Source organism: Streptomyces qaidamensis (genome assembly GCF_001611795.1).
GTDB classification, from domain to species: domain Bacteria; phylum Actinomycetota; class Actinomycetes; order Streptomycetales; family Streptomycetaceae; genus Streptomyces; species Streptomyces qaidamensis.
This window is the reverse complement of the sequence record NZ_CP015098.1, coordinates 2129891-2156048: the sequence shown is the minus strand read 5'-3', so window position 1 is coordinate 2156048 and position 26158 is coordinate 2129891. Positions and strand designations below refer to the sequence as shown.

Genomic DNA, 26158 nt, shown 5'->3' with positions numbered 1-26158 from the left:
GGTCGTCTCACCGCTGACCGGCGGTCACCGCACGGGCGTGAAGTCCCGCGCGCCGATGCTGTGTTTCTCCGGGGGCGACCCCCGGACCCCCGGCCGGGTGAGGGCGGTCACCGCACGGGCGTGAAGTCCCGCGCGCCGATGCTGTGTTTCTCCGGGGGCGACCCCCGGACCCCCGGCCGGGTGAGGGGCGGTCACCGCACCGGCGTGAAGTCCCGCGCGCCGATGAACTCCGGCCGCCGCACCGGTGCCGCGAACGGTTCCACCGCCGTGTTCTCCACGCTGTTGAACACGATGAACACGTTGCTGCGCGGGAACGGCGTGATGTTGTCGCCGGAACCGTGCATGGCGTTGCAGTCGAACCACGTCGCCGAACCGGCCTTGCCCGTGAACAACTTGATGCCGTGCTGCGTGGCCAGCTGGGTCAGCGCCTCGTCGGACGGCGTGCCCGCGTCCTGCATCTGCAGCGACTTCTTGTAGTTGTCCTTCGGAGTTTCCCCCGCGCACCCGAGGAACGTCTTGTGCGACCCCGGCATGATCATGAGACCGCCGTTGGTGTCGTAGTTCTCGGTCAGCGCGATCGAGACCGACACCGTGCGCATCCGCGGCAGACCGTCCTCGGCGTGCCACGTCTCGAAGTCCGAGTGCCAGTAGAAGCCACTGGCGCCGAACCCCGGCTTGACGTTGATCCGCGACTGGTGGACGTACACGTCCGAGCCGAGGATCTGCCGCGCCCGTCCGACGACCCGCTCGTCGCGGACCAGCCGGGCGAACACCTCGCTGATCTTGTGCACCTCGAAGACCGTGCGGATCTCCTTGGACTTCGGCTCGACGATCGACCGCTCGTCGGCCCGCATGTCCGGGTCGTTCACCAGCCGGTTCAGCTCGTTGCGGTAGACCGCGACCTCGTCCTCGCTGATGAGCTCGTCGATGGCCAGGAAGCCGTCGCGCTCGAAGGACAGCAGGTCGGCCGGGGTGACCGGGCCCGGGGCGTCGGGTGCGCCCCAGACAACCGGGTCCTGGCGCGGGGTCAGCGCCTCGGCGGCACCGCGACTGGGGTAGAGGTCGGGGATACCGGTGGTGGTGTCGGTAGTGGCGGTCATGGAAACGTCACACCTCCTCGGTGAGCAGCGGGTAGACGCCGTTCTCGTCGTGGTCCTCCCGTCCGGTCACGGGCGGGTTGAACACGCAGAGGCAGCGGAAGTCCTGCTTGACCCGCAGCGTGTGCCTCTCGTGCCCGTCCAGGAGGTACATCGTGCCGGGCGTGATGGTGTGCTTCTGCCCGGTCTCGTGGTCGGTCAGCTCGGCCTCGCCCTCCACGCAGACGACGGCCTCGATGTGGTTCGCGTACCACATCGACGTCTCCGTACCCGCGTACAGGATCGTCTCGTGCAGGGAGAAGCCGACCTTCTCCTTGGCGAGGACGATGCGTTTGCTCTCCCACGTGCCGGACGCCGCCTTCACGTGCCGGTCGGTACCTTCGATCTCCTTGAACGAACGGACAATCACGGTGCTGCGATGCCTCCTAGATGGGTGGTGCTCTCGGTGCTGTGTCAGGCGGTCTCTCGGACGGCGCGGGCCAGCATGCTCAGGCCCTCGTCCAGCTCCTCGGGCGTGATGGTGAGCGCCGGGAGCAGCTTCACGACCTCGCTCTCCGGGCCGGACGTCTCGATGAGCAGTCCGAGCTCGAAGGCGCGCTTGGCGACCTTGCCGGCGCGGGCCTTGTCGTGGAACTCCATGCCCCACACCAGGCCACGGCCCCGGTACTCCTTCACGTCGGCCAGGTTCTCCTCGGTGATGGAGATCAGCGCCTGCTCGACCTGCTCGCCGCGCTTGCGGGTCTGCTTCTCCATGGCGGAACCGTCGGCCCAGTACGTCTCCAGGGCCGCGGTGGCCGTGACGAACGCGGGGTTGTTGCCGCGGAAGGTGCCGTTGTGCTCGCCGGGCTCCCACACGTCGAGCTCCGGCTTGAACAGGCACAGCGACATGGGCAGGCCGTAGCCGCTGATCGACTTGGAGACGGTGACGATGTCCGGCGTGATGCCCGCCTCCTCGAAGGAGAAGAACGCGCCGGTACGGCCGCAGCCCATCTGGATGTCGTCGACGATCAGCAGCATGTCCTGCCGCTCGCACAGCTCGGACAGGGCGCGCAGCCACTCGGCCCGGGCCACGTTGATGCCGCCCTCGCCCTGCACGGTCTCGACGATCACGGCGGCGGGCTTGTTGAGGCCCGAGCCCTGGTCCTCCAGGAGCCGCTCGAACCACAGGAAGTCCTCGACCGTGCCGTCGAAGTAGTTGTCGAACGGCATCGGGGTGCCGTGGACCAGCGGGATACCGGCGCCGGCGCGCTTGAAGGCGTTGCCGGTCACGGCCAGCGAGCCCAGCGACATGCCGTGGAAGGCGTTGGTGAAGGACACGATCGACTCGCGCCCCTTCACCTTCCGCGCCAGCTTCAGGGCGGCCTCGACGGCGTTGGTGCCGGTCGGGCCGGGGAACATGACCTTGTACGGCAGGTCGCGCGGGCGCAGCAGCAGGTTCTGGAAGGCCTCAAGGAACGTGCGCTTGGCGGTGGTCGACATGTCGAGCCCGTGCGTGACGCCGTCGCGCTCCAGGTAGTCGATCAGCGCGCGTTTCAGGACCGGGTTGTTGTGCCCGTAGTTCAGTGACCCGGCTCCGGCGAAGAAGTCGAGGTACTCATGGCCGTCCTCGTCGTACATGCGGCTGCCCACCGCACGGTCGAAGACGGTGGGCCAGCCGCGGCAGTAACTGCGCACCTCGGACTCGACGGTCTCGAAGACGCTCAGGTCGGGCTGGGTGATGGTCACGACGAATCGCTCCTCGGTACGTGGGGGAAGTCTGCGGGAGTGGGGTGGGGCGGGAAGTCTCAGTGGGGCAGCGGGCCGATGCGGTACAGCACCTCTGCGTCGTGCGGCCCGTCGGGGAACAGGCCCGTGTCGAACAGCACCTCGCGCTCCAGCCGGGCGCCGTGACGCTCGGCGAACGACGTGAACAGGCGCTCCGAGGCGGTGTTGCCCGGGGTGATGGTGGTCTCCACCGTCGTCACCTCCAGCTCGGTCGTGGTCCGTGCGACCAGGCCGTCGAGCAGCGCGGCGGCCAGTCCGCGCCCGCGGTGGGCCTCGTCCACCGCCACCTGCCAGACCAGCAGGGTGTGCGGGCTGTCCGGCCGCACGTACCCGGTGATGAAACCCATCGGCTCGCCCTGCGCGTCGCGGGCGACGGCCGAGGTGGCGGCGAAGTCCCGACACCACAGCAGATAGCTGTAGGACGAGTTCAGGTCGAGAACCTTCGAGTCCTTCGCCATCCGCCAGAGTGCGGCTCCGTCAGCCACCGTGGGGCGGTCGATTTGCGGATCTGCTTGTACGGCAGTCATGCGAATTGAACTTACCCAGCGAAATTCAAAATTGCATCGCCGATGAGGGTTACATATGGGCCCCGTCTGTGTTATCGCGCGAGCGCGAGGGTTCACGTATCAAGGCAGCAGGATGCCCGGTATTGTCCGGTAATTCCCGGGCAAAGTGGTCACAGTGTGTAACGCGTCACAGCTGCGTGGACCTTGCGGGGGGTGTCGGAATTTCCCCTCCGAGCGTCCTCAAAATCTGCGCGTTTAGGAACGGGAAAAGCGGGCAGAAGAATACGGGAAGCCGTTCATGAAAGAATTCATTAATTGTGTGCCAGCTTACATGTGAGATATCACGGAAAGCACGGGGAATTCAGGCCCCGGTCACTCCGTCGATACGTTCCCGCAGGAGATCGGCGTGACCGTTGTGCCGCGCGTACTCCTCGATCATGTGGATGAGCACCCAGCGCAGACTGACCTCCATCCCGGGCACCGGCCCCTCGGCGACCCGCCCGATGTGGTCCAGCGGCAGCCCGGCGCACAGCTCCCGCCCCCGCGCGATCTCCCGCCGCCAGATTCCGAGCGCCGCGTCGAGCCCGCGCGCCGGATCGAGCGAGTAGCCAGTCGCGTCCTCGAACACGGGCGCCACGGCCACCCCGCCGGCCACCCGCTGGAACCAGTTCCGCTCGACCTCGGCGAGGTGCTGCACCAGCCCGAGCAGGGTCAGCGACGACGGCTCGGCCGCAGCGACCCGCACCTGCGCGTCGTCCAGACCGGCGCACTTCAGCTCCAGCGTGGCCCGGTGGAAGTCCAGCCAGCTCTCCAGCATGGCGCGCTCGTCACCGGTCAGATGCGGGACGGGGCGGCCGTCGGGAAGGGTCGGGGATGCTTCGGCGCGTGTGTCGGTCATGCCGGGAGCATGGCATGCGTCACTGACATCGCTCGCCGGCCGTCGGCGCCGACCGGTGTCTTTCAGCCCGTCCGGCCCGGCGCCGGCGGGGGCGAGGAACGAACCCCGGCCAGACGACTACCTCCACGCCCCCTCGACGGCCCGCAGCGCCGCCTCCACATCCACCGACAGCCCCTGCTCGGAGAGCGCCACGCCCAGCGCCGCCAGACTCGCCCGCACCGCGCCCGGCGTCGCGTCCGCGCCGTAGTGGTTGACCCGGATCATCTCCTTGGCCAGCGCACCCCCGCCCGCGGCCAACGGCACGGCCGGATCCGCCTCCAGCGCCCGCCGGACCAGCTCCGACGCCACCAGCCCGGAGGGCGCCCGCAGCGTCGTGGCGACGGGCGCCGCGTCCCGGGCCTCGTACACATACGGCTCCAGACCGCCACCGAGCGCGACCGCACCGGCCCGGGTCGCCGCCGCGGCGGACGCGTGCCGGGCCATCACGGCCTCCGCTCCCGCTGCCTCGATCCGCTCCACGCACGCCTCCAGCGCCAGCATCTCCAGTTGCGCGGGCGCGTGCAGCAGCGCCCTGCGGCCGCCGTCGATCCACCGCTCCTTCCAGTCGAGGAGCGACAGGTACGACCGGCGCGGAGCCTTCGGGTTGGCGGCCATCCGCGCCCAGGCCCGCTCGCTCACGGACACCGCCGACACCCCGGCCGGACCGCCCATCGCCTTCTGCGCGCCGATCACGCACAGATCCACGCCCCACGCGTCCGGCAGCACCGGCTCGGCCCCGATCGACGCCACGGCGTCCAGGTAGAACAGCGCCCCGTGGGCCCTCACGATCTCGCCGATCTCCGCGACCGGGTTGGTGTTGCCGGTCGCCGCCTCCGCGTGCACCAGCGACACGAAGTCGATCTGCGGGTGCTCGGCGAAGGCCTGCCTGATCTCCTCGGCCGTCACCGCCGTGTGGAAGGGCACCGCCAGGTCGATCACCGTGGCGCCGCAGTCCCGCAGCCAGTCGCCGAAGGTCTGCCCGTAGGGCCCCGTGATGACGTTCAGCGCCGTCGTGCCGGGACCGGCCGCGGCGCGGATCGCGCCCTCCAGCGGCAGCAACGCCTCGCCCTGCATGATCACGACGTCCTGCTCGGTGCTCAGCAGCCGCGCCACACGGTCCTCGATCGCGGCGAAGCGGTCCGCGCCGAGCGGGGCCAGGTCCAGAAACGGATGCGTCACGGTGGGGCTCTCTTCACTCACAGGTTCGATCGCATCGAGGGTAACCGGCGGCCCTCGCGCCCCCGCGCGGCCCGTCCCCCGGACACCGGCCCCTTTCGAGGCCGGGCGGCCGGCTCACTAAGGTGCGGTGCATGAGCGATCGCACGGTGCTGCACGTGAAGGGGCGGGTGCTCGTCGGGCCCGAGGAGGTCCGGGACGAGCTGTGGATGGTCGACGGCCGCATCTCCTACGACCGTCCCGCCGGCGCCCGCGACGTCCGCACGGTCGTCGGCTGGGCCCTGCCCGGCCTCGTCGACGCGCACTGCCACGTCGGACTCGACCGGCACGGACCGGTCCCCCAGGACGTCGCGGAGAAGCAGGCCCTGACCGACCGGGACGCGGGCACTCTCCTCATCCGTGACGCCGGCTCGCCCTCCGACCCCCGCTGGATCGACGACCGCGAGGACCTGCCGAAGATCATCCGCGCAGGGCGGCACATCGCCCGCACCCGCCGCTACATCCGCAACTACGCCTGGGAGATCGAGCCGGAGGACCTGGTCGCCTATGTCGCCCAGGAGGCCCGGCGCGGCGACGGCTGGGTCAAGCTGGTCGGCGACTGGATCGACCGCGACCTCGGCGACCTGTCGGCCTGCTGGCCCCGCGGGGCCGTCGAGGCGGCGATCGCCGAGGCCCACCGCCTCGGCGCGCGGGTGACCGCGCACTGCTTCGCGGAGGACTCCCTCAAGGACCTCGTCGAGGCGGGCATCGACTGCATCGAACACGCGACGGGCCTGACCGAGGACCTCGTCCCGCTGTTCGCCGAACGCGGCGTCGCCATCGTCCCGACCCTGGTCAACATCGCGACGTTCCCGCAGCTCGCGGACGGCGGGGAGAGCAAGTTCCCCCGCTGGTCGGCCCATATGCGCAGGCTCCACGAACGCCGCTACGACACCGTCCGGGGCGCCTACGACGCCGGGATCCCGGTCTTCGTCGGCACCGACGCCGGCGGTGGCCTCGCGCACGGCCTGGCCGCGGCCGAGGTCGGCGAACTCGTCACCGCCGGCATCCCGCCCGTCGAGGCGCTCGCCGCGGGCACCTGGGCGGCCCGCCGCTGGCTCGGCCGCCCCGGCCTGGACGAGGGCGCCCCGGCCGACCTCGTCGTCTACGACGAGGACCCGCGGGCCGACGTACGGGTGCTGGCGTCGCCGCGCCGGGTGGTGCTGAACGGGCGCGTGGTCGGGTAGCCCGGTGGCGGCGGGGAACGCCTGTGCCGCGGGATTCGAATGGATCCCCGGTCTCGCCACGTTGGAGTGAAGCGACGTCAGATCGCTGACGCCGTACGCGCGGTGCGGCGATTCTTTCCGGGTCCCGAGCCTGTCTCCCCTGGAGTCCCCACCGTGAGCAGCCCTTCCTTCCGCATGTCCGCACGCCGGCTGGCGACCGTCGCGAGCGCCACGGCCCTCGCCGCCGGGCCCGTGGCACTGACCGGCGTGAGCCCGGCGCACGCCACCGGCGACCACGGCCGCGCGAGCGCCGTCGTCCTGCGCACCGGCCTGGACGTCTCCCTGCTGAACAAGTCGGTGAACGTCCCCCTCGCCGTCTCCCTCAACGACGTCCGGGCCCCGCGGAGCGCCGAGAAGACCACCCTGACGGCCACCCTCGACGCGGTGGACGGCGGCCGGCCCTTCAGCGTGCTGCGTGCGGAGGTGGCCGAGGCGAGAGCCACGGCGACCGCCACGAAGGCCGAGGGGGCCACCACCCTGGTGAAGGCCCGCCTCCACGTCCCCGGCCTGCCGCTGCTGTCCTTGATCGAGGTCGAGCAGGTCACGGCCAGGGCCACCTGCGAGGTCGGGCAGAAACCGTTCGCCACGACCGGCATGCCCGGCTCGGTGACCGTGCTCGGAAAGCGCGTGGCCCTGTCCGCCGGCGGCCCGACGGACGTCAAGGTGCCGGGCGTGGGCGAGGTGCGCCTGGACCTCTCCAGTACCCGGACCACGGCCCGGACGGCCGCCGCCACCGCCCTCGAACTCACGGTGTCCGTCAACCCCGCGAAGCTGAACGTCGCCGAGGTCGACGGCACCGTCACCCTGGCCGAGGCGACCTGCAAGACCCCCCGGCCCGAGGTCGCGGCACACCCCCCGGCCGAGCCGTCCGCCCCGCCCGCCGACGTCAGACCCCAAGGAGCAGCCGCGGAGTCCGGCCTGGCCGAGACGGGCGGCAGCTCGACCACGCCGTACGTCGTGGGCGCCGCCGTCGTCCTGCTCGCAGCGGGCGGGGGAGCGGTGGCCCTGGCCCGCCGCAGGGGCTGATCCCCGGAGGGGGCACAGGCGGGGGCTGGAGGGGTTCGGGTCCCGGATGCGCCGGGGCCCGCAGGATTCGGGGCCTCAGTACCTCGGCCTGGTCGGGTTCCGGCGGGCCCGGGGCCTCGGTGTTCCGGGGCCAGGTTCAGGGCCCGCTTGGGACCGCCCCGGTTGGCGGTGCTGTGGGGCTTGCTGCGCGCGCAGGATTCGGGGTCGCGGCGCTTCGGCCGGTTCAGGTCCCGGCCGCGGGTCTCAGCGCTCCTGGTCCGATCAAGTCGCGCCGGGGCTGCGGTGCTCCTGGGCAGGGCCCAGCGCCCGCTCGGGCCCCAGGCCTCTGCGCTCCTGGCCCCAAGTACCGGCGGGGCGCCAAGCCTCGGTGCTCCTGGCCCGGGCGCCCGCGCGAAACCCTGGTCCCCGGTCAGGCCTGTTCTGGTGCCCAGACGGACCCCGGGTCTCAATGCTGCAGCGCTGACACCCGGCTTCCAGTGCCGTCAGGCTTGTTCTGGTGCCCAGATGGGTCCTGGGGCTCAATGCTGCAGTGCCGACACCCGGCTTCCAGTGCCGTCAGGCTTGTTCTGGTGCCCAGATGGGTCCTGGGTCTCAATGCTGCAGTGCCGACACCCGGCTTCCAGTGCCGTCAGGCTTGTTCTGGTGCCCAGATGGGTCCTGGGTCTCAATGCTGCAGCGCCGACACCCGGCTCCCAGTGCCGTCAGGCCTGTTCCGGTGCCCAGACGGACCCCGGGTCTCAGCGCTGCAGCGCCGACTCCAGCGCCCGCAGGAAACCGTCGGTCGTCCCGCGGTCCCGTACCGCCAGTCGGAGCCACTCCTCGTCCAGGCCGGGGAACGTGTCGCCGCGCCGCACGGCGTAGCCGAGGTCGCGCAGGTGCCGGCGGACCGCGGAGGCCCGCTCCACGCGGACCAGGACGAACGGGCCCCGCGCGGGCCCGGCCACCCGCAGCCCGGCCGGGGCGAAGCGGGCGAGGCCCGCCAGCAGGTGCGCGCGGTCCGCCGCGATGCGGTGCGCCGCGTGCGCCGCCTCCGCCAGCGCCCGTGGCCCCACGCACGCCTCGGCCGCGGCCAGTGCCGGGGTCGACACCGGCCACAGCGGCTGCGCCCGCTGAAGGTCCTCGACGGTCTCGGGCGCCGCCAGCACGTACCCGATCCGCAGCCCGGCCAGCCCCCACGTCTTGGTCAGGCTGCGCAGCACCACCAGGCCGGGCACATCGACGCGGCCGGCCAGGGCCTCGCTCTCGCCCGGCACCGCGTCCATGAACGCCTCGTCCACCACCAGCACCCGCCCGGGCCGGGCGAGTGAGGCGATCGCGTCCGCCGGGTGCAGCACCGACGTCGGGTTCGTCGGGTTGCCGATGACCACCAGGTCCGCGTCCTCGGGGACGGCCGCCGGGTCCAGGCGGAAACCGTCCTCCTCCCGCAGCAGCACCCGGCCGACGGCGTGTCCGGCATCCAGCAGCGCCGCCTCCGGCTCCGTGAACTGAGGGTGGACGACGACCGGCCGCCGCACCTTCAGCGCCCGCGCCAGCAGCACGAACGCCTCCGCCGCACCCGCCGTCAGCAGCACCCGCTCCACCGGCAGTCCGTGCCGCGCGGCCACCGCCGCCCGCGCGGCACGCCCGTCGGGGTAGGCCGCGAGCCCGCCGAGGGACGCGGCGATGTGCTCCCGCAGCCAGACGGGCGGCGTGTCCGCGCGGACGTTCACGGCCAGGTCGACGAGCGCCCGGCCGTCGTCACGGACCTCCGCGTCCCCGTGGTGACGCAGATCGTGCCCGCTCTCAGTGCGCATGCGAGTGAGCGCCGTGGTGGTGGTGCCCGTGCCCGTGGTGGTCGTCGTCGTCCGGGTGGAAGTGCGGCTGCTGCGGCATGCCCACCTTGTCCTCGAAGCCCGGCAGCGCGATGCGGTACACGCACGAGTCGCAGTTCATCCGCAGATCGCCCTTGACGGCCTCCTCGTACCGCTCCCACACCAGGTCCAGCAGCTCCGGCTCCGGCCCGATGACGTCGGCCGACAGCACCTCGGCCTCCGGGTGGGCGGCCGCCCAGCCCTCCGTCTGGTGCCGCACCCGGTCCGGCAGGATGCCCGTGAACAGGAAGTAGGGCAGGACGACGATCCGGCGCGCGCCCAGCCGCACGCAGCGGTCGAGCCCGCTCGGCACGTCCGGCGCCGCCAGTGACACGAACGCCGTCTCGACACCCGCGTACCCGCGCCCCTCCCACAGCAGCCGGGCCGCCTTGTGCACCTCGGCGTTGGCGTCCGGGTCCGTGGAGCCGCGCCCCACCAGCAGCACCGTCACGTCGGAACGGTCCCCGGGCGTGCGGCCCGCGGACCCCAGGGCCTCGTCCAGCCGCCGCTCCAGCACGTTCAGCAGCGCCGGGTGCGGGCCGAGCGGACGCCCATAGGTGTAGGAGATGCCCGGATGCCGCTCCTTCTCGCGGGCCAGGGCCGCCGGGATGTCGCCCTTGGCGTGCCCGGCGGACACCAGCATCAGCGGGACTGCCGCGAAGCGTCGCACGCCCTGCTCGACCAGTTCGGTGACGGCCTCGCCCAGCGGCGGCGGGGACAGCTCGATGAAGCCGCCCGCGACGGGCAGTTCGGGGTGCCGGGCCCCCAGCTGCCGTACGAAGTCGCGGAACGCCTCGGCTCCGGCGTCGTCCCGGGTGCCGTGGCCGGCGATGAGCAGGGCGGGCGGGGTGGTCACAGTTTCTCCTCGGCGGAAGTGGGGTGGTACAGCAGGGCGTTGAGCGCGGCGGCGGCGACCGCCGACCCGCCCTTCTCGGACACGTTGCTCACGGCGGGCAGGCCGCTCTCGCGCAGCGCGGCCTTCGATTCGACGGCTCCGACGAACCCGACGGGCAGCCCGATGACGAGCGCGGGGTCGGCGTCGAGCGTCAGCAGCTCCTCCAGCGCGGTCGGCGCGTTGCCGATCACCCAGAGGGCCCCGGGGCCGACCTGCTCGTGGGCGAGCCGGATGGCGTGCGCGGACCGGGTCAGCCCGGGACCGGCCTGAGCGTCCCCGAGGCGGCAGACGGTCTCGCGCCGCGTGATGCCGGCGCCGACCATCGCCACGTCCACGACCACGGGCGCCCCGGTGTGCAGCGCCGCGTGCGCCTTCTCCAGGTCGGCCTCGTCCATGACGAGGTCGGAGGCGTAGTCGAGGTCGGCGGCGGAGTGGATGACCCGCTCCACGACCGCCCGGGTCAGCGGCGGGAAGTGCGAGGTGTCCAGCCGGGCGCGCAGCCGTCGGTAGGACTCCACCTCGATGGGATGGACGACACGGTTCACTCGGAGCCCTCCTGCGCCGCCTGCCAGCGGTAGCCGCGCGGGGTCACCATGCGCCCCGCGATGTCCCTGGTCGCCGTGTTGCCCACGGTCACGACCGTCATCATGTCGACCGTCGCCGGGTCGAGCGCGCCCAGGGTGGTGAGCCGGCTGGACTCGTCCGGACGGGAGGCGTTGCGCACCACCCCGACCGGCGTCTGCGGTGTCCGGTGCTCGGCGAGGATGCCCAGAGCCTTGGGGAGCTGCCAGTCGCGGCCGCGTGAGCGCGGGTTGTAGAAGGTGACCACGATGTCCGCCTCGGCCGCCGCCCGCACCCGCCGCTCGATGACCTCCCACGGCGTGTGCAGGTCGGACAGGCTGATCGACACGTGGTCGTGGCCCAGCGGGGCGCCCAGGATCGCACCGGCCGCGAGCGCCGCCGTCACCCCGGGCACTCCGGCCACGTCGATGTCGTCGGAGGCCTCGGCCAGCGCGGGGGAGGCCATGGCGTAGACGCCCGCGTCCCCGCTGCCGATCAGCGCGACGGCCTGGCCCTTGCGAGCCTCCTCGACTGCCGTGCGCGCCCGCTCCTCCTCGGCCCCGAGCCCCGACTCCAGGATCCTGGTGCCGGGCCGCAGCAGATCGCGGATCTGCTCGACGTACTGGTCGAGCCCGACGAGCACGGAAGCCCGCCGCAGTTCGGCCTGCGCACGCGGCGTCAGCAGGTCCCGCGCGCCCGGCCCGAGCCCGACCACCGCGAGCCGCCCGCGCCCGGGCCGCCGTACGACGGCACAGGTCGCCATGGCCGGGCTCGCGGCCGACTTCCGCTTGGGGACGAGGAGTTCGCCCCCGCCGACGAGCGCGGCGGCCTCCGCCACGGACGGGGTCCCGACGGCGGCGAGCGGCGCGTCGGACGGGTTGGGCACGTCGACCCCGGCCAGCTCTCCGGCGGAGTGCGTCACCAGGGGCACCCCGAGCCGCCGCGCGGTCTCGACGATGCCGGGCTCCTCGGCCTTGGCGTCGACGGTGGCCAGCTGAGCGACGGACGCCACGGACAGCCCGGCCTCCCGCAGGGCGCCCTCCACCAGTCCGAGGACCTCCTCGACGGGGGCGCCCTTGGAGGCCCCGACCCCGACGACCAGCGTCGGCGGACGCAGCACCACCTCGCGCTCGGCCGCCTCCACGAGCCGGTCGGTCAGCCGGATCGTGTACGACCCCTGGTCCGTCACCGGCAGCGGCGGCAGCGGCCAGGCCACCTCGGCCCGCAGCGCCACCGCCTCGCCGTCCAGCAGCGCCCGCGACACCCCGGCGACATCGCCCTCCACGGGCAGGCCGAGGGTGTCCAGGCCCGGCAGGTCCACGGCGTCCGTGGCCGTGGTCACGACCGGCTCGGCACCCAGCAGGTCACCCACCTCGCGGGCCAGTTCGTTGGCACCGCCCGCGTGCCCGCCCAGCAGGGACACGGCGAACCGCCCGCCCTCGTCGACGCACACCACGCCCGGGTCCTCCGTCTTGCCGGACAGCAGCGGTGCCACCAGCCGCACCACCGCCCCCGTCGCCAGGAAGCACACGAGCTGCTCGCACTGCGCGAACGCGGCCCGTACGGCGTCCCCGACGGGACCCTCGTACACCCGGGTGCGGTCCGGCCACGCCGCGGCCAGCCGGTCCCGCGCAGCCGCTCCCGCCGCGGTGGCGGAAATGAGGCCGATCACTGAGCGACTCCTTCTTCGACAGCTGCCGGGGGCCGGACGCCCCACAGCAGGAAAACGGGGTTGGTCGCCGCGAGCCGGGTCACGTCCCCGGGCAGCGGCGCGAGCCGCGACGACTGCAGCAGCACGCCGTCACAGGTGAAACCGGCGCTCGTCAGGGCCTCGCGCGCCGCCGGCACCCGGTCGAGCGCCGCCATGGCGACGACCACCGTGCGCCGGGCGCGCCGCGCGCACGCGGCGACCACGGCGGGCAGTTCGCGCCCGCCGCCCCCGACGAACACGGCGTCCGGGGCCTCGGCGAGATCCGCCAGCGCGTCGGGCGCCACGCCGTGCACCACCCGCACGTCCACTCCGTGCGCGGCGGCGTTGGCGCGGACCCGCTCGACCCCGTCCGCGGTCTTCTCCACGGCGGTCACGGCCGCACCGAGCCGCGCGCACTCCACGGCCACGGACCCCGAGCCCGCGCCCACGTCCCACACCAGGTCGCCGGGGCGCGGCCCCAGCCTGGCCAGGGCCAGCGCCCGCACCTCGAACTTGGTGATCATCGAGTCCCGGTGGGCGAACTCCGCCTCCTCCAGGGCCCAGCCGGCGGGCCGCTCACCCGGCCCCGCGACCGTCCGCACGGCGCCGAGCGCCCGCGCCTCGTCCAGGCACAGCACCACGTTCACCGCCGTACCCCAGTCGCGGGCGGCGGCCTCGGCGGGCGTCACCCGCTCCACGCGCTCCGCCTCCGAGCCGAGACCGGAGGCGACGACCAGCACCCGCGCCGCGCCCCGCAAGGCGGCACCCAGCTCCGCCGGACCCGCGCCCGGCCCGGTCAGCACGGCCGTCTTCGCCTGCGCCCGGCACACGTTGACGGCTGTCCGCAGCTCCCGCCCGTGGGCGCTCACCACCACGGCGTCGTCCCACGGCAGCCCGATCCGCGCGAACGCGGCGGCGACCGACGACACGCCGGGCCGCACATCCAGCCGCTCCGGCCCGAACCGCTCGGCCAGCACCCGCACGATCCCGAAGAACCCGGGGTCCCCGGAGGCCAGCACCAGGACGGGACGGTCCTTCGCGACGTACTCGCCGATGGTGTCCAGAGCCGGCGCGAGAGGCCCGAGCACGACCCGCTCCGCCGTCCCGGGCAACCCTGCGGCGTCGAGGTGCCGCCGCCCGCCCACGACCAGCCCGGCACCGGCGAGGACGTCGTCGGAAGGCGCCGCCCCCGTCCCCGTGCCGACCACCGTGATCACGTACTCGCCCCCCGCTCGCGCAGGGCCCGCCGGGCCTGCGGGTCGGCCTTGCGGTACCCGTGGAAGTGCCCCGGGTGGTACAGGTGCGAGCGCGTGCCGTGCGCGTCGAGCGCCGGGCCGACCAGGAACAGGGTGTGCTTCCAGAGCTTGTGCTCCTTGACCGTCTCCTCCAGCGTGCCGATCGTGCACTTGACGATCAGCTCCTCCGGCCAGGTCGCCTGGTACGCCACCACGACCGGGGTCGTCGTCGGGTAGCCGCCCTCCAGCAGCTCCCGCACGAGCTGGCCGCTGCGGGCGGCGGAGAGGAACACCGCCATGGTGGTGCCGTGCTTGGCGAACTCCCGGACCTCCTCCCCGGGCGGCATCGGCGTCTTGCCGCCGCCGAGCCGGGTCAGCACGACCGACTGCGCGACCTCCGGGATGGTCAGCTCGCGCTGGGCGAGCGCCGCGACGGCCGAGAAGGAGGACACCCCGGGCACGATCTCGGTGGCGATGCCGAGCTCGGCACACCGGTCGACCTGCTCCTGCGTGCCGCCCCACAGGGCCGGGTCACCGGAGTGGATACGGGCGACCTTGAGCCCCTCGCCCCGGGCCCGCTCGTACACGGCGACGACGTCCTCCAGGGACATGGTCGCCGAGTCGAGGATCTCCGCGTCCTCACGGGCGTGCTCCAGGACCTCCTCCTGGACCAGGCTGGCCGCCCAGATCACGACGTCGGCCTCGGCGATGGCGCGGGCGGCACGAAACGTCAGCAGGTCGGCGGCGCCGGGGCCGGCGCCGACGAAGGTCACTTTGCCGGCGGGGGCGTCGGCCATGGGATGGGTCCTCTCGTACAGGGGGTGAAGGGGGGCGGGGCGACGGCGGGCGGGGTGCGTCAGAGCTTTCCGCCCCGGCCGCCCTCGCGCCGGGCGGGTGCGATGAGCGTCGACAGATAGGGCAGGGGTGTGTCGTCGAGCTCGGCGGCGGGACGTACGGACTCCTCCGGCAGTCCCAGCGCCGATCCCCACACGGCGTCGGCGAGCCGCCCGGTCTCCCGCAGCGCCTCGGCGACCTCGTGCGCCTGCCGCCCGAACTTGTAGGCGACCACGGTCCCGGGCCCGGCCAGGGCGTCCTTCAGCACGGCCGCCCCGGCGGTGACGGGCACGAGCGTGAGCGGCTCGGTGCCCTCGGTCAGCACGGCCCCCGACCGGGCGGCGAGGTCCTGCATGGCGGTGATCCCGGGCACGGTCTCGACGACGGTCCCCGGCACGAGCTCGGCGATGGTCTGCGCGAGGTAGGTGAACGTCGAGTACACGTTGGGGTCCCCGATGGTCGCGAAGGCCACCGACGCGTGCCGCCGCAGCAGTTCGGCGACCCGGTCCCCGGCCGCGTCCCAGGCGGCTTCGCGCCGCCCCCGGTCGCTGCGCTCGTTCAGGGCGAACACGACCCGGACGACCTTCTCCTCGGGCACGTAGTGCAACACGGTCGCCTCGGCCCGGCCGCGTTCCCCGCTGTCCATCACGGGGACCACCACGACATCGGCCTCCCGCAGGGCGTTGACGCCCTTGACGGTCACCAGCTCCGGATCCCCGGGGCCCACCCCGACTCCGACCAGCCTGCTGCTCATGACGTCCGGCACCTCTCCACGAACCGACGGGCGACACCGGGCTCGGACGCCCAGTGCGTGTGCAGATAACTCGCGTGCACACCGCGCTGTACGAAACCTTCGACCCGCGGCCGGGGAGCGCGGACCCCCCAGGCGGGTTCCGCTCCCGAGCCGGGCTCCACGACGGTCCGGTGGAACTCGTGCCCCCGCATCCGGGTCCCGGCTGCCGCGAGCACACTGTCACCGATGGCGACGGCGTCCCGGTAGCCCAGCGTGAGCCGCTCGCTCATCCGCGCCCCGGCGTCCAGCACCCCGCACATCGGCAGCCCGTCCAGCTCCCGGCACAGATACAGCAGCCCGGCACACTCGGCGGCGACGGGAGCACCGCTCTCCGCCAGGGCGGCGACGGCCTTGCGCAGCGGCTCGTTCGCGGACAGCTCGGCGGCGTACACCTCGGGGAACCCGCCCCCGATCACCAACCCGGCGGTCCCGTCCGGCAGTTCCTCGTCCCGCAGGGGGTCGAAGGTGACGACCTCGGCCCCGGCGGCGGCGAGCAGCTCGGTGTGCTCGGCGTAGGAGAAGGTGAACGCCTCACCCCCGGCGACGGCGACAACCAGCCGGTCCGGCGTTTGAGGACGAGGCCGTTCAGGCCGACCGGGGGTCCGAGGGGCTCCGCCCTCCGGCAGGGTCGAAGGGGCGGAGCCCCCGGAGGACGGGAAGGGCAGGGGAGGCGGGGGCGAGGAAACGACCTCGGCCGCGTCCCAGGCCGCACCCGACAACGCACCGGCACTCCGCGCCAGTCCCGCCAACGCGTCCAGATCACAACCCTCGGAGACCTGCGCCCCCATCGCCGCCACCGCCTCCACCGCGGCAGCGTGCCGCTCGGCGACCGGCACCAGCCCCAGATGCCGCGACGGCGTGTCCACCTGCGGAGCCCGCCGCAGCACCCCGAGCACCGGCACCCCGGCCTGCTCCAGCGCCTCCCGCAGCAGTTCCTCGTGCCGGTCCGAGGCGACCTTGTTCAGGATCACGCCCCCGACCCGCACCTCCGGGTCCCAGGAGGCGAACCCGTGCACCAGCGCCGCCACCGACCGCGACTGCGACGACGCGTCCACGACCAGCACCACCGGCGCCCGCAGCAGCTTCGCGACATGCGCCGTCGACGCCAGCTCTCCCTCGCCCGCTGCCCCGTCGTACAGCCCCATCACGCCTTCGACGACGGCGATGTCACACCCCTGTGCCCCGTGCAGGAACAACGGCCCGACCAGCTCGGGTCCGCACAGGTACGCGTCGAGGTTCCGTCCCGCGCGCCCGGTCGCGAGCGCGTGGTACCCGGGGTCGATGTAGTCCGGCCCGACCTTGTGCGGGGACACGGCGAGCCCCCGCGCGGCGAACGCGGCCATCAACCCCGTGGCGACGGTGGTCTTGCCGCTGCCCGAGGAGGGCGCGGCGATGACCAGCCGAGGGACGGAGGCACTCACCACTCGATGCCCCTCTGGCCCTTCTGGCCCGCGTCCATCGGATGCTTGACCTTGGACATGTCGGTCACGAGGTCGGCGAAGTCCACGAGGTGCCCGGGTGCGTTCCGTCCGGTGATGACCACGTGCTGGGTGCCGGGCCGATTGCGCAGGACGTCGATCACCTCGCCGGTGTCGACCCACCCCCAGTGCATCGGGTACGCGAACTCGTCGAGCACGTACAGCTTGTACGTCTCGGCCGCCAGGTCCCGCTTGACCTGCTCCCAGCCCTCCCGGGCCTTCTCCTCGTTGTCCATCTGGGCATCGCGCTGCACCCAGGACCAGCCCTCGCCCATCTTGTGCCAGTCGACGGACCCGCCCTCGCCGGAGGCGCCGAGCACCCGCAGCGCGTTCTCCTCGCCGACCTTCCACTTCGCCGACTTGACGAACTGGAACACCCCGATCGGCCACCCCTGGTTCCAGGCGCGCAGCGCGAGCCCGAAGGCGGCGGTGGACTTGCCCTTGCCGACGCCCGTGTGGACGACGACCAGTGGCCGGTTCCGGCGCTGCCGTGTGGTCAGTCCGTCGTCCGGCACCACACTCGGCTGTCCCTGCGGCATTACGCGGCCCTCCTGCGCACGTCCTTCACGAGCCCGGCGATGCTGTCCGCGCGCAGCTCGTCCAATGTCACGGCCGTACCGCCCAGTTCACCCGCGAGCTGCCCGGCGAGCCCGAGCCGTACCGGCCCCGACTCGCAGTCCACGACGACCGAGGCGACCCCGTCGGCCGCGAACAGCCGTGCCGCACGCCCGGCCAGGGCGACCGGCTCCGGGCCGCCGGTGGCGCGCCCGTCCGTCACCAGGACGACCAGCGGCCGCCGCGCGGGGTCCCGCAGCCGCTCCACGCGCAGCACGTCGTGGGCGCGCAGCAGCCCCGCCGCGAGCGGTGTACGCCCGCCCGTCGGCAGCGTCTCCAGCCGGGCCGCCGCCGCGTCCACCGACGAGGTCGGCGGCAGCGCGACGTCCGCGCCCGTACCGCGGAAGGTCACCAGGCCCACCTTGTCGCGCCGCTGGTAGGCGTCCAGCAGCAGCGACAGCACGGCCCCCTTCACGGCACTCATCCGCTGCCGTGCCGCCATCGACCCGGAGGCGTCCACGACGAACAGCACGAGATTGCCCTCGCGCCCCTCGCGGGTCGCCTGCCGCAGATCGTCCCGGCGCACGACCAGGCCGGTCCCGGACCGTCCGCGCGCCCGCTGGTGCGGGGCCGCCGCCTGCACGGTCGCCGCCAGGTGCAGCTTGGTGAGGGCGCCCCGGGGCCGCCGGGCCCCGGTCGTCCGGCCGTGCTCGGTCCGTGCCCGGGACCGCCGCCCGGCGGCACCCTCGCCGATGCCGGGCACGCTCAGCACCTTCGTGCGAAACGGCTCGGAGGCCCGTGCGGCCGACTGCTCGCCGGCGCCCGAGGGCTGCGGCTGACCGTCCTCACCGGCCTCGGGCCGGGCCGCGGTGTCACCGTCGCCCTGGGGCGCGTCGTCCGGCTCGGGCTGACCGCCGCCCCCGCCGCCCCCGCCGGGCCCGTCAGGACCGGCGTCCGGGTCCGGATCGTCGTCGTCCGAGCCGCCGAACTCCTCCAGGGTCTCGTCCAGTTTGTCCTCGTCGAGTCCCGGCGCGTCGAAGGGGTTGCGCCGCCGCCGGTGCGGCAGCGCGAGCAGCGCCGCCTGCCGGACGTCCTCCGCGAGCACGTCCGTACGCCCGGCCCAGGCCGCCAGGGCGGTGGCGGTCCGCGCCATCACGATGTCGGCGCGCATGCCGTCCACCTCGAAGGCCGCACAGGTCGCCGCGATCTGCCGCAGCGCCCCGTCGCCCAGCCGCACGGACGGCAGCAGCTCCCGAGCGGCGACGATCCGCGCCCGTACTGCCGCCTCCTCCTCGGCCCACCGGGCCGCGAACCCGGCCGGATCGTCGTCGTAGGCCAGCCGCCTGCGCACGACCTCCACCCGCTGGTCCGGCTCCCGCGAGGCCGCGACCTCCACGGTCAGCCCGAACCGGTCGAGCAACTGCGGCCGCAGCTCGCCCTCTTCGGGGTTCATGGTGCCGACGAGCAGGAAACGGGCCGCATGCCGCACGGAGACGCCCTCGCGCTCGACGTACGAGGCGCCCATCGCGGCGGCGTCCAGCAGCAGGTCGACCAGGTGGTCGTGGAGGAGGTTCACCTCGTCGACGTAGAGGATCCCGCGGTGCGCGTCGGCGAGCAGGCCCGGCTCGAAGGCCTTCACGCCCTCGGAGAGGGCCCGCTCGATGTCCAGCGCGCCGACCAGCCGGTCCTCCGAGGCGCCGACGGGCAGTTCGACCATGCGGGCGGGCCGCTCGGCACCGCCGCCGGCCTCGTGGGGTCCGTCCGGGCACCCAGGGTCAGGGGAGGCGGGATCGCACGAGAAACGGCATCCCGGGACGACCGGGACCGCCGGCAGCAGCGCCGCCAGCGCCCGCACCGCGGTCGACTTGGCCGTGCCCTTCTCGCCGCGCACCAGCACACCGCCGACCGCCGGGGACACGGCGTTCAGCAGCAGCGCGAGCCGCAGGTCGTCCTGGCCCACGACGGCCGTGAACGGAAAGGGGGTGGTCACTTCTCGTCGCCCTCCAAGTCGCCTTCGAGTTCCAGATAGGTGGCGCGCAGCCGCTCCAGCGTCTCCGCGTCCGGCTCGGCCCACAGTCCGCGCTCTGCGGCCTCCAGCAGCCGCTCGGTGATGCCGCGCAGCGCCCACGGGTTGGACTTCTTCATGAAGTCCCGGTTCTCCGGGTCGAAGACGTACTCGGCGCTGAGCTTCTCGTACATCCAGTCGTCCACGACCCCGGCCGTGGCGTCGTACCCGAACAGGTAGTCCACGGTCGCCGCCATCTCGAAGGCGCCCTTGTAGCCGTGCCGCCGCATGGCCGCCATCCAGCGCGGGTTGACCACCCGGGCGCGGAAGACACGGTGGGTCTCCTCGCCGAGCGTGCGGGTCTTCACCTGGTCCGGGGTGGCCGAGTCACCGACGTACGCCTCGGGGCTCGCGCCCGTCAGGTGCCGCACCATGGCGACCATGCCGCCGTGGTACTGGAAGTAGTCGTCGGCGTCGACCAGGTCGTGCTCGCGGGTGTCGACGTTCTTCGCGGCGACGGCGATCCGCTTGAACGCCGTCTCCATGTCCCCGCGCGCGGCCCGCCCGTCGAGCCCCCGGCCGTAGGCGTAACCGCCCCACACCGCGTACACCTCGGCGAGGTCCGCGTCGGAACGCCAGTTGCGGGCGTCGATCAGCGGCAGCAGACCGGCCCCGTACGCCCCCGGCTTGGAGCCGAAGATGCGGGCCGTGGCCCGGCGGCGGTCGCCGTGCTCTGCGGTGTCCTGGTCGGCGTGGGCCCGGACGTGGTTGGACTCGGCCGGCTCGTCCAGGTCGGCGACCGTGCGTACGGCGTCGTCGATCAGCCCCACCACGTGCGGGAACGCGTCCCGGAAGAAGCCCGAGATGCGGACCGTCACGTCGATGCGCGGCCGGCCGAGCTCCGCCAGGGGGATCACCTCGAACCCGGTCACCCGGCGCGAGGCGTCGTCCCACACCGGCCGGCAGCCCAGCAGCGCCAGGATCTCGGCGATGTCGTCACCCTGGGTGCGCATCGCGGAGGTGCCCCACACCGTCAGGCCGACGGACTTCGGGTACTCACCGGTGTCCTGCAGATACCGCTGCACCAGCGAGTCCGCGAGCGACTGCCCGACCTCCCAGCTCAGCCGGGACGGAATGGCCTTGGGGTCGACGGAGTAGAAGTTCCGGCCCGTCGGCAGGACGTTGACGAGACCACGGGTCGGCGAACCGGACGGGCCGGCCGGCACAAAGCCGCCGTTCAGCGCCCGCAGGATGTGCCCGATCTCGTCGGTGGTCTTCTCCAGCCGGGGCACGACCTCGGAACAGGCGAACTCCAGCACGGCGACCGCGTCGGGAAGTTCGGTGCCGAGGACCTCCCGGACCAGCGGCGCGCTCTCGGCGACCGCCCAGCCGCGCTCCTCCATGCCCTGCGCGATCCGCCGGCACAGCTGCTCCAGCAGGTCGATCGCGTCGGCGGCGCTGCGGGCCGGGCCGTCCACCAGGTCCGTCAGCTCCACCGGCACCTTCACCGGAGCGCCCGGCTCGGCCAGCAGTTCCTTCTCGACCAGCCCGAAGTGCAGCGCCAGCGACGCCCTCAGGCCCGGCAGCGCATTGGCCTGCCCGCCCCACACCTGCGAGGCGCGCAGCACGGCCAGCACGAGGTTGACGCGCGGCTCGCCGACCGGACCGCCGCCCAGGATGTGCAGGCCGTCGCGGATCTGCACGTCCTTGATCTCGCACAGATAGCCGTCGATGTGCATGACGAACTCGTCGAACGCCTCGTCGTCCGGCTGCTCGTCGACATGCAGGTCGTGATGGAGTTCGGCCGCCTTGACCAGCGTCCAGATCTGGGCGCGCACGGTCGGGGCCTTCGTCGGGTCCAGGTCCGACACGAGCGCGTACTCGTCGAGGAGCTGCTCCAGCTTGGCCAGGTCGCCGTAGGTGTCGGCGCGGGCCATCGGCGGCACGAGGTGGTCCACGACCGTGGCGTGCCCGCGCCGCTTGGCCTGGGTGCCCTCGCCCGGGTCGTTGACGATGAACGGGTAGATCAGCGGCAGTTCCCCGAGGACCGCGTCCGGGGCGCAGCCCCCGCTGAGCCCGAGGCCCTTGCCCGGCAGCCACTCCATGGTGCCGTGCTTGCCCATGTGCACGATGGCGTCCGCGCCGAAACTGTTCTCCAGCCACCGGTAGGCGGCCATGTAGTGGTGGGACGGCGGCATGTCCGGGTCGTGGTAGATCGCGATCGGGTTCTCGCCGAAGCCACGCGGCGGCTGGATCATCACGACGACGTTCCCGAACTGCAGCGACGCCAGCACGATGTCGTCGCCGTCGACGTAGAGGCTGCCCGGCGGCTCGCCCCACGCCTCGGTCATGGCGTCCTTCAGCTCCGGGTCGAGCTTCTCGAACCACGCCCGGTAGTCCGCGAGCGGCACCCGCGCGGGCGCGGCGGCCAGCTGCTCCTCCGTCAGCCACTCCACGTCGTGCCCGCCGGCGCTGATGAGCCGGTGGATCAGCTCGTCGCCCTCGTCCGGATGCCCCTCGACGACGTACCCGGCGTCCCGCAGCGCGTCCAGCACCCGCACCGCAGAGGCCGGGGTGTCCAGCCCGACCGCGTTGCCGACCCGCGAGTGCTTGGTCGGGTACGCGGTGAAGACCAGCGCCAGCTTCTTCTCGGCGTTCTCCTTGTGCCGCAGTCGCGCATGCCGTACGGCGATACCGGCGACGCGTGCCGCGCGCTCCGGGTCGGCGACGTAGACGGGCACGTCGTCCGGGCCCTGCTCCTTGAAGGAGAACGGCACGGTGATCAGGCGCCCGTCGAACTCCGGGATCGCCACCTGCATCGCGGCGTCCATGGGGGACAGGGCGGCGTCCGAGTCCGCCCAGGCCTGCCGCGACGACGTCAGGCACAGGCCCTGCAGCACGGGGATGTCCAGTTCGGCGAGGGCGCCGATGTCCCAGGCCTCCTCGTCGCCGCCCGCCGAGGCCTGCGAGGCGTGGGTGCCGCCGGCCGCGAGGACCGTGGCGACCAGGGCGTCGGCCTGCCCGAGGATCTCGTACAGCCCCTCGTCCGCCCCGCGCAGCGAACCGCAGTACACGGGCAGCGCGTTGGCGCCCCGCGCCTCGATCGCGTCGCACAGGGTGTCGACGAAGGCGGTGTTGCCGCTCAGCTCGTGGGCCCGGTAGAAGAGCACGCCGACGGTCGGACGGCCCGGCACGAGCTCACGCTCGCCGTGGACGCCGTACTCCGGCATCTTCCGCGGCTCGACGAACCCCTCACCCGTCAGGAGCACGGTGTCGGACAGGAACCGGGCGAGTTCGGTCAGGTTCTCCGGCCCGCCCTCCACGAGGTACTTCAGCGCCTCCGCGACGACACCGGCCGGGACGGACGACTCGGCCATCAGCTCCGCGTCCGGCACGGCCTCGCCGCCGAGCAGCACGGTGGGGACGCCGGAGGCCCTCAGCGCGGCCAGCCCGTCCTCCCAGGCCCGCTTGCCGCCGAGCAGCCGGACGACGGCGATGCCGGCTCCGTCCAGCAGGGCCGGAAGCTCCTCCTGTACGTCCACGCGGGTCGGGTTGCCGATCCGGTAGTCGGCACCGGAGGCGGCCCGGGCCGCCAGCAGGTCCGTGTCGGCGGTCGACAACAACAACACAGTGCTCATGCGGGCGCTCCCGGTGGAATGAAGGGCAGTCCTTGCGGCGCGCCGGACTCGATGAGCCGCCACAGCGCGTCCGTGTCCGCGTGCTGTTCGATCAGGTCGCCGAGCCGGTCGAGCTGCTCCTCGCGCAGCGCGGCGAACGAGGTGTCCGGCGCCGGCACGAAGCGGCGGCCCGCGGCGGCCGCCACCTCGCGCAGAAAGGCCCGCCGGAAGCCGTCCGACTCCAGCGAGCCGTGCCAGTGCGTGCCCCAGGTCTGGCCGACCCGGCAGCCGTCCAGGAAGGGGGTCCCTCCCGTGACGTCGGCGACGCCGTGGTGGATCTCGTAGCCCTCGACGCGTTCCCCGAGGGCCTCACCGGACGGCCGGGTGAGGGTCTTCTCGCGGGCGAACCGCACCCGCACGGGCAGGATCCCGAGCCCGTCGACGTGCCCTCTGCGGCTCTCGACGTCGTCCTCGATGTGCTCGCCGAGGATCTGGAAGCCGCCGCAGATGCCGAGCACGGGCCGCTGCTCGGCGACTCTGCGGACCAGCGCCTCGGCGAGGCCCCGCTCGCGCAGCCACTCCAGCGCCCGGACCGTCCCCCGGGTGCCGGGCACGATGACGAGGTCGGCGTCGGACAGCTCCTCCGGCCGGTCCACGAACCGCACCACGACGCCCGGTTCGGCGGCCAGGGCGTCCACGTCGGTGAAGTTGGACATGAGCGGCACGGCACAGACCGCGACGCGCAGCACGTCCTCGCCGACCGGCGGGGCGACCACGGACTCCCGTACGGCTCCCCGCAGGGAGACCCGCAGCCCGTCCTCCTCGTCGATCCCGAGCCCGTGCCGGAACGGCAGCACGCCGTACGTACGCCGCCCGGTGAGGCCGAGCAGCATGTCCAGCCCCGGCTCCAGCAGGGAGACGTCCCCGCGGAACTTGTTGACGAGGAACCCGGCGACACATGCCTGGTCCTCGGGCGACAGCAGCGCCACCGTCCCGAAGAACGAGGCGAACACCCCGCCCCGGTCGATGTCGCCGACCACGAGCACGGGCAGCCCGGCGTTCCGGGCGATCCCCATGTTCACGATGTCCGTCCGCCGCAGATTGATCTCGGCGGGAGAACCGGCCCCCTCACAGATCACCGCGTCATACGTGCCCCGCAACTGCTCCAGGCAGTCCAGCACCGTCCCGAGCAACTGCTGCTGCCGGCCGCCGTGGTAGCCGCGCGCGCTCAGCTCCCCGACCGGCTTGCCCAGCAGCACGACCTGACTGCTCTGCTCGCCACCGGGCTTGAGCAGCACCGGATTCATCAGCGCGGTCGGCTCGATGCGGCAGGCCTGCGCCTGCATGGCCTGCGCCCGCCCGATCTCGGCCCCCTCCGTCGTCACGAAGGAGTTCAGGGACATGTTCTGCGCCTTGAAGGGCGCGACCTTCACGCCCTGGCGCACCAGCCACCGGCAGATCCCGGCGGTCACGACGCTCTTGCCGGCGTCGGAGGTCGTACCGGCGACGAGAAGCCCACCGCTCATGTCATTTCCCCCTCTTCAGCGACCGCGCGCCCTTGAGCGACGGCGCACTCCCGAGCGACCGGACGCTCCTGGACAACCGCGCACTCGTCAGCAACCGCGCGCCCGCGCACACCCCGAGCGCGAGCCAGGTGACGCGCTTCGACAGCCGCACGACCCGCTCGACGTCGTGCGTGCCGACGGCCCGCCCCCGCGTGTTCAGCACGGGCCGGTGCTCCACCCGCCCGCCGTACGAGAGCGTCCCGCCCAGCCGCACCCCGAGCGCCCCGGCGAACGAGGCCTCCACGGGCCCGGCGTTGGGACTCGGATGGTGCGCCGCGTCGGCCCGCCAGGCCCGCACGGCCCCCCGCGGATCCGGCCCGGCCAGGGCGGCGAGTACGGCGGTCAGCCGCGCTCCCGGCCACCCCGCGAGGTCGTCCAGGCGCGCGGAGGCCCAGCCGTAGCGCCGGTAGCGGGCCGACTTGTGCCCGACCATGGCGTCCAGGGTGTTGACGGCCCGGAACCCGAGCAGCCCGGGCACCCCGCCGACGGCCCCCCACACCAGGGCCCCCACCACCGCGTCGGAGGTGTTCTCGGCGACGGACTCGACCACGGCCCGGGCCATGCCGTCGGCGTCGAGGGCCTGCGGATCCCGCCCGCACAGATGCGGCAGCCGGGCCCGGGCCGTCTCGACGTCCCCGGCCTCCAGGGCCCGCCCGATGGCCTGCGCCTCCCGGGCGAGCGAAGTCCCCCCGACGACGGCCCAGGTGGCGGCTGCGGTCAGCGCGACGGAGGCGACGGCGGACGTCCGCACGGCCCGCGCGGCGACGGACCCGAGGGCTACGGCCCCTCCGGCACAGACGGCGGTGTGCAGCGTGCCCCACCCGCGGTGGTCCCGCCACAGCACCCGTTCCACGGCACCCGCGGCCCGTCCGAACGCGGCGACCGGATGCCCCCGGCGAGGATCACCGAGCAGCAGGTCACCGATCAGACCGGCGGCGGCGCCGTACGCGAAGACGCGACCGGCACCCATGGGCTCAGCCGGCCGGGTGGGCGGGCAGGGGTGGGGTGTTGAACCTCGGTCGGCAGCCGCGCATGGCGATATGTGTCCTCACTCAGGGTGTCCACGCCCTGGTTCGACGAGACCGGCGGTGAGAGTTCCTGGCTCCCGGGGATTGCTACCCCGGTGACAGTGGCGGGACCGCGCCGGACTTTCACCGGCTTCCTCTCCTGCCGCCGTATTGGCCCCGGCAGTCCACCACGGCCGCGAACCGCCGTCAACTTGCCGTTGACCTGCGAGGGGAGAGTGTGGAGAACCCCACATCCCCATGCGCACACACGACGACCGGGCGGCACAGGAGTCAGGTCCCGT

General features: G+C 73.3%; 21 protein-coding genes and 1 riboswitch. Of the genes, 2 read left to right on the top strand and 19 right to left on the bottom strand.

Features of this window, described 5'->3' with window-relative positions; translation table 11 throughout:
• Positions 1-191 precede the first annotated feature (191 nt).
• The 6 genes from thpD to A4E84_RS09395 all read right to left on the bottom strand — a co-directional run bounded on the left by thpD (position 192) and on the right by A4E84_RS09395 (position 5483).
• Positions 192-1100 carry an ectoine hydroxylase gene (thpD, locus tag A4E84_RS09420; RefSeq protein WP_062926105.1) on the bottom strand — a complete coding sequence of 303 codons (909 nt, stop codon included), beginning with the start codon at positions 1098-1100 and terminating at the stop codon, positions 192-194.
• Positions 1101-1107: 7 nt separating this feature from the next.
• Positions 1108-1506: an ectoine synthase gene (locus A4E84_RS09415; RefSeq protein ID WP_033310882.1), complete on the bottom strand. Its 399-nt coding sequence runs from the start codon at positions 1504-1506 to the stop codon at positions 1108-1110.
• Positions 1507-1550: 44 nt separating this feature from the next.
• Positions 1551-2822 carry a diaminobutyrate--2-oxoglutarate transaminase gene (gene ectB, locus A4E84_RS09410; RefSeq protein ID WP_062926104.1) on the bottom strand — a complete coding sequence of 424 codons (1272 nt, stop codon included), beginning with the start codon at positions 2820-2822 and terminating at the stop codon, positions 1551-1553.
• Positions 2823-2881: 59 nt separating this feature from the next.
• Positions 2882-3388 (bottom strand): diaminobutyrate acetyltransferase, encoded by a 507-nt coding sequence (gene ectA, locus A4E84_RS09405; protein WP_062926103.1) that lies wholly within the window; start codon positions 3386-3388, stop codon positions 2882-2884.
• Positions 3389-3728: 340 nt separating this feature from the next.
• Positions 3729-4265, bottom strand: a complete 537-nt coding sequence (locus A4E84_RS09400) for a DinB family protein (RefSeq protein WP_062926102.1) — start codon at positions 4263-4265, stop codon at positions 3729-3731.
• A 117-nt stretch (positions 4266-4382) separates the two neighbouring features.
• On the bottom strand, positions 4383-5483 hold the full coding sequence (locus A4E84_RS09395; RefSeq protein WP_062926101.1) for a pyridoxal-phosphate-dependent aminotransferase family protein: 1101 nt from the start codon (positions 5481-5483) through the stop codon (positions 4383-4385).
• 131 nt (positions 5484-5614) lie between these two features.
• On the opposite strand from A4E84_RS09395, the gene A4E84_RS09390 reads away from it, so the two are divergent.
• Both A4E84_RS09390 and A4E84_RS09385 read left to right on the top strand, forming a co-directional pair.
• A complete protein-coding gene (locus tag A4E84_RS09390; protein ID WP_062926100.1) occupies positions 5615-6706 on the top strand; it encodes an amidohydrolase family protein in 1092 nt (363 codons plus the stop codon).
• A gap of 153 nt (positions 6707-6859) precedes the next feature.
• Complete coding sequence (locus tag A4E84_RS09385; protein WP_062926099.1) at positions 6860-7771, top strand: SCO1860 family LAETG-anchored protein; 912 nt, start codon at positions 6860-6862, stop codon at positions 7769-7771.
• 737 nt (positions 7772-8508) lie between these two features.
• Here the strand turns inward: A4E84_RS09385 and cobC are convergent.
• The 13 genes from cobC to A4E84_RS09320 are packed head-to-tail and all read right to left on the bottom strand — an operon-like array spanning position 8509 to position 25819.
• Positions 8509-9564, bottom strand: a complete 1056-nt coding sequence (gene cobC / locus A4E84_RS09380) for an Rv2231c family pyridoxal phosphate-dependent protein CobC (RefSeq protein WP_062926098.1) — start codon at positions 9562-9564, stop codon at positions 8509-8511.
• On the bottom strand, positions 9554-10477 hold the full coding sequence (locus A4E84_RS09375) for a sirohydrochlorin chelatase (RefSeq protein WP_062926097.1): 924 nt from the start codon (positions 10475-10477) through the stop codon (positions 9554-9556). The genes cobC and A4E84_RS09375 overlap by 11 nt, the downstream gene beginning before the upstream one ends.
• Complete coding sequence (locus A4E84_RS09370) at positions 10474-11061, bottom strand: precorrin-8X methylmutase (RefSeq protein WP_062926096.1); 588 nt, start codon at positions 11059-11061, stop codon at positions 10474-10476. Before A4E84_RS09370 ends, A4E84_RS09375 begins: the two co-directional genes overlap by 4 nt.
• Positions 11058-12749: a precorrin-3B C(17)-methyltransferase gene (cobJ, locus tag A4E84_RS09365; protein ID WP_062926095.1), complete on the bottom strand. Its 1692-nt coding sequence runs from the start codon at positions 12747-12749 to the stop codon at positions 11058-11060. Before cobJ ends, A4E84_RS09370 begins: the two co-directional genes overlap by 4 nt.
• Positions 12746-13984, bottom strand: coding sequence for a bifunctional cobalt-precorrin-7 (C(5))-methyltransferase/cobalt-precorrin-6B (C(15))-methyltransferase (locus tag A4E84_RS09360; RefSeq protein ID WP_062926094.1), 1239 nt, complete (start codon positions 13982-13984; stop codon positions 12746-12748). The genes cobJ and A4E84_RS09360 overlap by 4 nt, the downstream gene beginning before the upstream one ends.
• Positions 13981-14799, bottom strand: a complete 819-nt coding sequence (gene cobM / locus A4E84_RS09355) for a precorrin-4 C(11)-methyltransferase (RefSeq protein ID WP_062926093.1) — start codon at positions 14797-14799, stop codon at positions 13981-13983. Before cobM ends, A4E84_RS09360 begins: the two co-directional genes overlap by 4 nt.
• Positions 14800-14858: 59 nt before the next feature.
• A complete protein-coding gene (cobI, locus tag A4E84_RS09350) occupies positions 14859-15590 on the bottom strand; it encodes a precorrin-2 C(20)-methyltransferase (protein WP_107308480.1) in 732 nt (243 codons plus the stop codon).
• Positions 15587-17050: a cobyrinate a,c-diamide synthase gene (locus A4E84_RS09345; protein WP_062931377.1), complete on the bottom strand. Its 1464-nt coding sequence runs from the start codon at positions 17048-17050 to the stop codon at positions 15587-15589. Before A4E84_RS09345 ends, cobI begins: the two co-directional genes overlap by 4 nt.
• Complete coding sequence (cobO, locus tag A4E84_RS09340; RefSeq protein ID WP_062926091.1) at positions 17047-17646, bottom strand: cob(I)yrinic acid a,c-diamide adenosyltransferase; 600 nt, start codon at positions 17644-17646, stop codon at positions 17047-17049. The genes A4E84_RS09345 and cobO overlap by 4 nt, the downstream gene beginning before the upstream one ends.
• Positions 17646-19652, bottom strand: a complete 2007-nt coding sequence (locus tag A4E84_RS09335; RefSeq protein WP_062926090.1) for a putative cobaltochelatase — start codon at positions 19650-19652, stop codon at positions 17646-17648. The genes cobO and A4E84_RS09335 overlap by 1 nt, the downstream gene beginning before the upstream one ends.
• Positions 19649-23305 (bottom strand): cobaltochelatase subunit CobN, encoded by a 3657-nt coding sequence (gene cobN / locus A4E84_RS09330; protein WP_062926089.1) that lies wholly within the window; start codon positions 23303-23305, stop codon positions 19649-19651. The genes A4E84_RS09335 and cobN overlap by 4 nt, the downstream gene beginning before the upstream one ends.
• Positions 23302-24810 carry a cobyric acid synthase gene (locus A4E84_RS09325; protein WP_062926088.1) on the bottom strand — a complete coding sequence of 503 codons (1509 nt, stop codon included), beginning with the start codon at positions 24808-24810 and terminating at the stop codon, positions 23302-23304. Before A4E84_RS09325 ends, cobN begins: the two co-directional genes overlap by 4 nt.
• 1 nt (position 24811) lies before the next feature.
• Positions 24812-25819: a cobalamin biosynthesis protein gene (locus A4E84_RS09320; protein WP_062926087.1), complete on the bottom strand. Its 1008-nt coding sequence runs from the start codon at positions 25817-25819 to the stop codon at positions 24812-24814.
• A 103-nt stretch (positions 25820-25922) separates the two neighbouring features.
• Positions 25923-26061: riboswitch (cobalamin riboswitch) on the bottom strand.
• Between the last annotated feature and the right edge of the window lie 97 nt (positions 26062-26158).

Excerpts from the sequence above, each read along its gene's own strand:
- cobN (WP_062926089.1), bottom strand. The coding sequence starts at position 23,305 with ATGAGCACTGTGTTGTTGTTGTCGACCGCCGACACGGACCTGCTGGCG.
- A4E84_RS09320 (WP_062926087.1), bottom strand. The coding sequence starts at position 25,819 with ATGGGTGCCGGTCGCGTCTTCGCGTACGGCGCCGCCGCCGGTCTGATC.
- cobI (WP_107308480.1), bottom strand. The coding sequence starts at position 15,590 with ATGAGCAGCAGGCTGGTCGGAGTCGGGGTGGGCCCCGGGGATCCGGAG.
- cobM (WP_062926093.1), bottom strand. The coding sequence starts at position 14,799 with ATGGCCGACGCCCCCGCCGGCAAAGTGACCTTCGTCGGCGCCGGCCCC.
- A4E84_RS09325 (WP_062926088.1), bottom strand. The coding sequence starts at position 24,810 with ATGAGCGGTGGGCTTCTCGTCGCCGGTACGACCTCCGACGCCGGCAAG.
- ectA (WP_062926103.1), bottom strand. The coding sequence starts at position 3,388 with ATGACTGCCGTACAAGCAGATCCGCAAATCGACCGCCCCACGGTGGCT.
- A4E84_RS09400 (WP_062926102.1), bottom strand. The coding sequence starts at position 4,265 with ATGACCGACACACGCGCCGAAGCATCCCCGACCCTTCCCGACGGCCGC.
- A4E84_RS09390 (WP_062926100.1), top strand. The coding sequence starts at position 5,615 with ATGAGCGATCGCACGGTGCTGCACGTGAAGGGGCGGGTGCTCGTCGGG.
- thpD (WP_062926105.1), bottom strand. The coding sequence starts at position 1,100 with ATGACCGCCACTACCGACACCACCACCGGTATCCCCGACCTCTACCCC.
- cobO (WP_062926091.1), bottom strand. The coding sequence starts at position 17,646 with ATGCCGCAGGGACAGCCGAGTGTGGTGCCGGACGACGGACTGACCACA.
- cobC (WP_062926098.1), bottom strand. The coding sequence starts at position 9,564 with ATGCGCACTGAGAGCGGGCACGATCTGCGTCACCACGGGGACGCGGAG.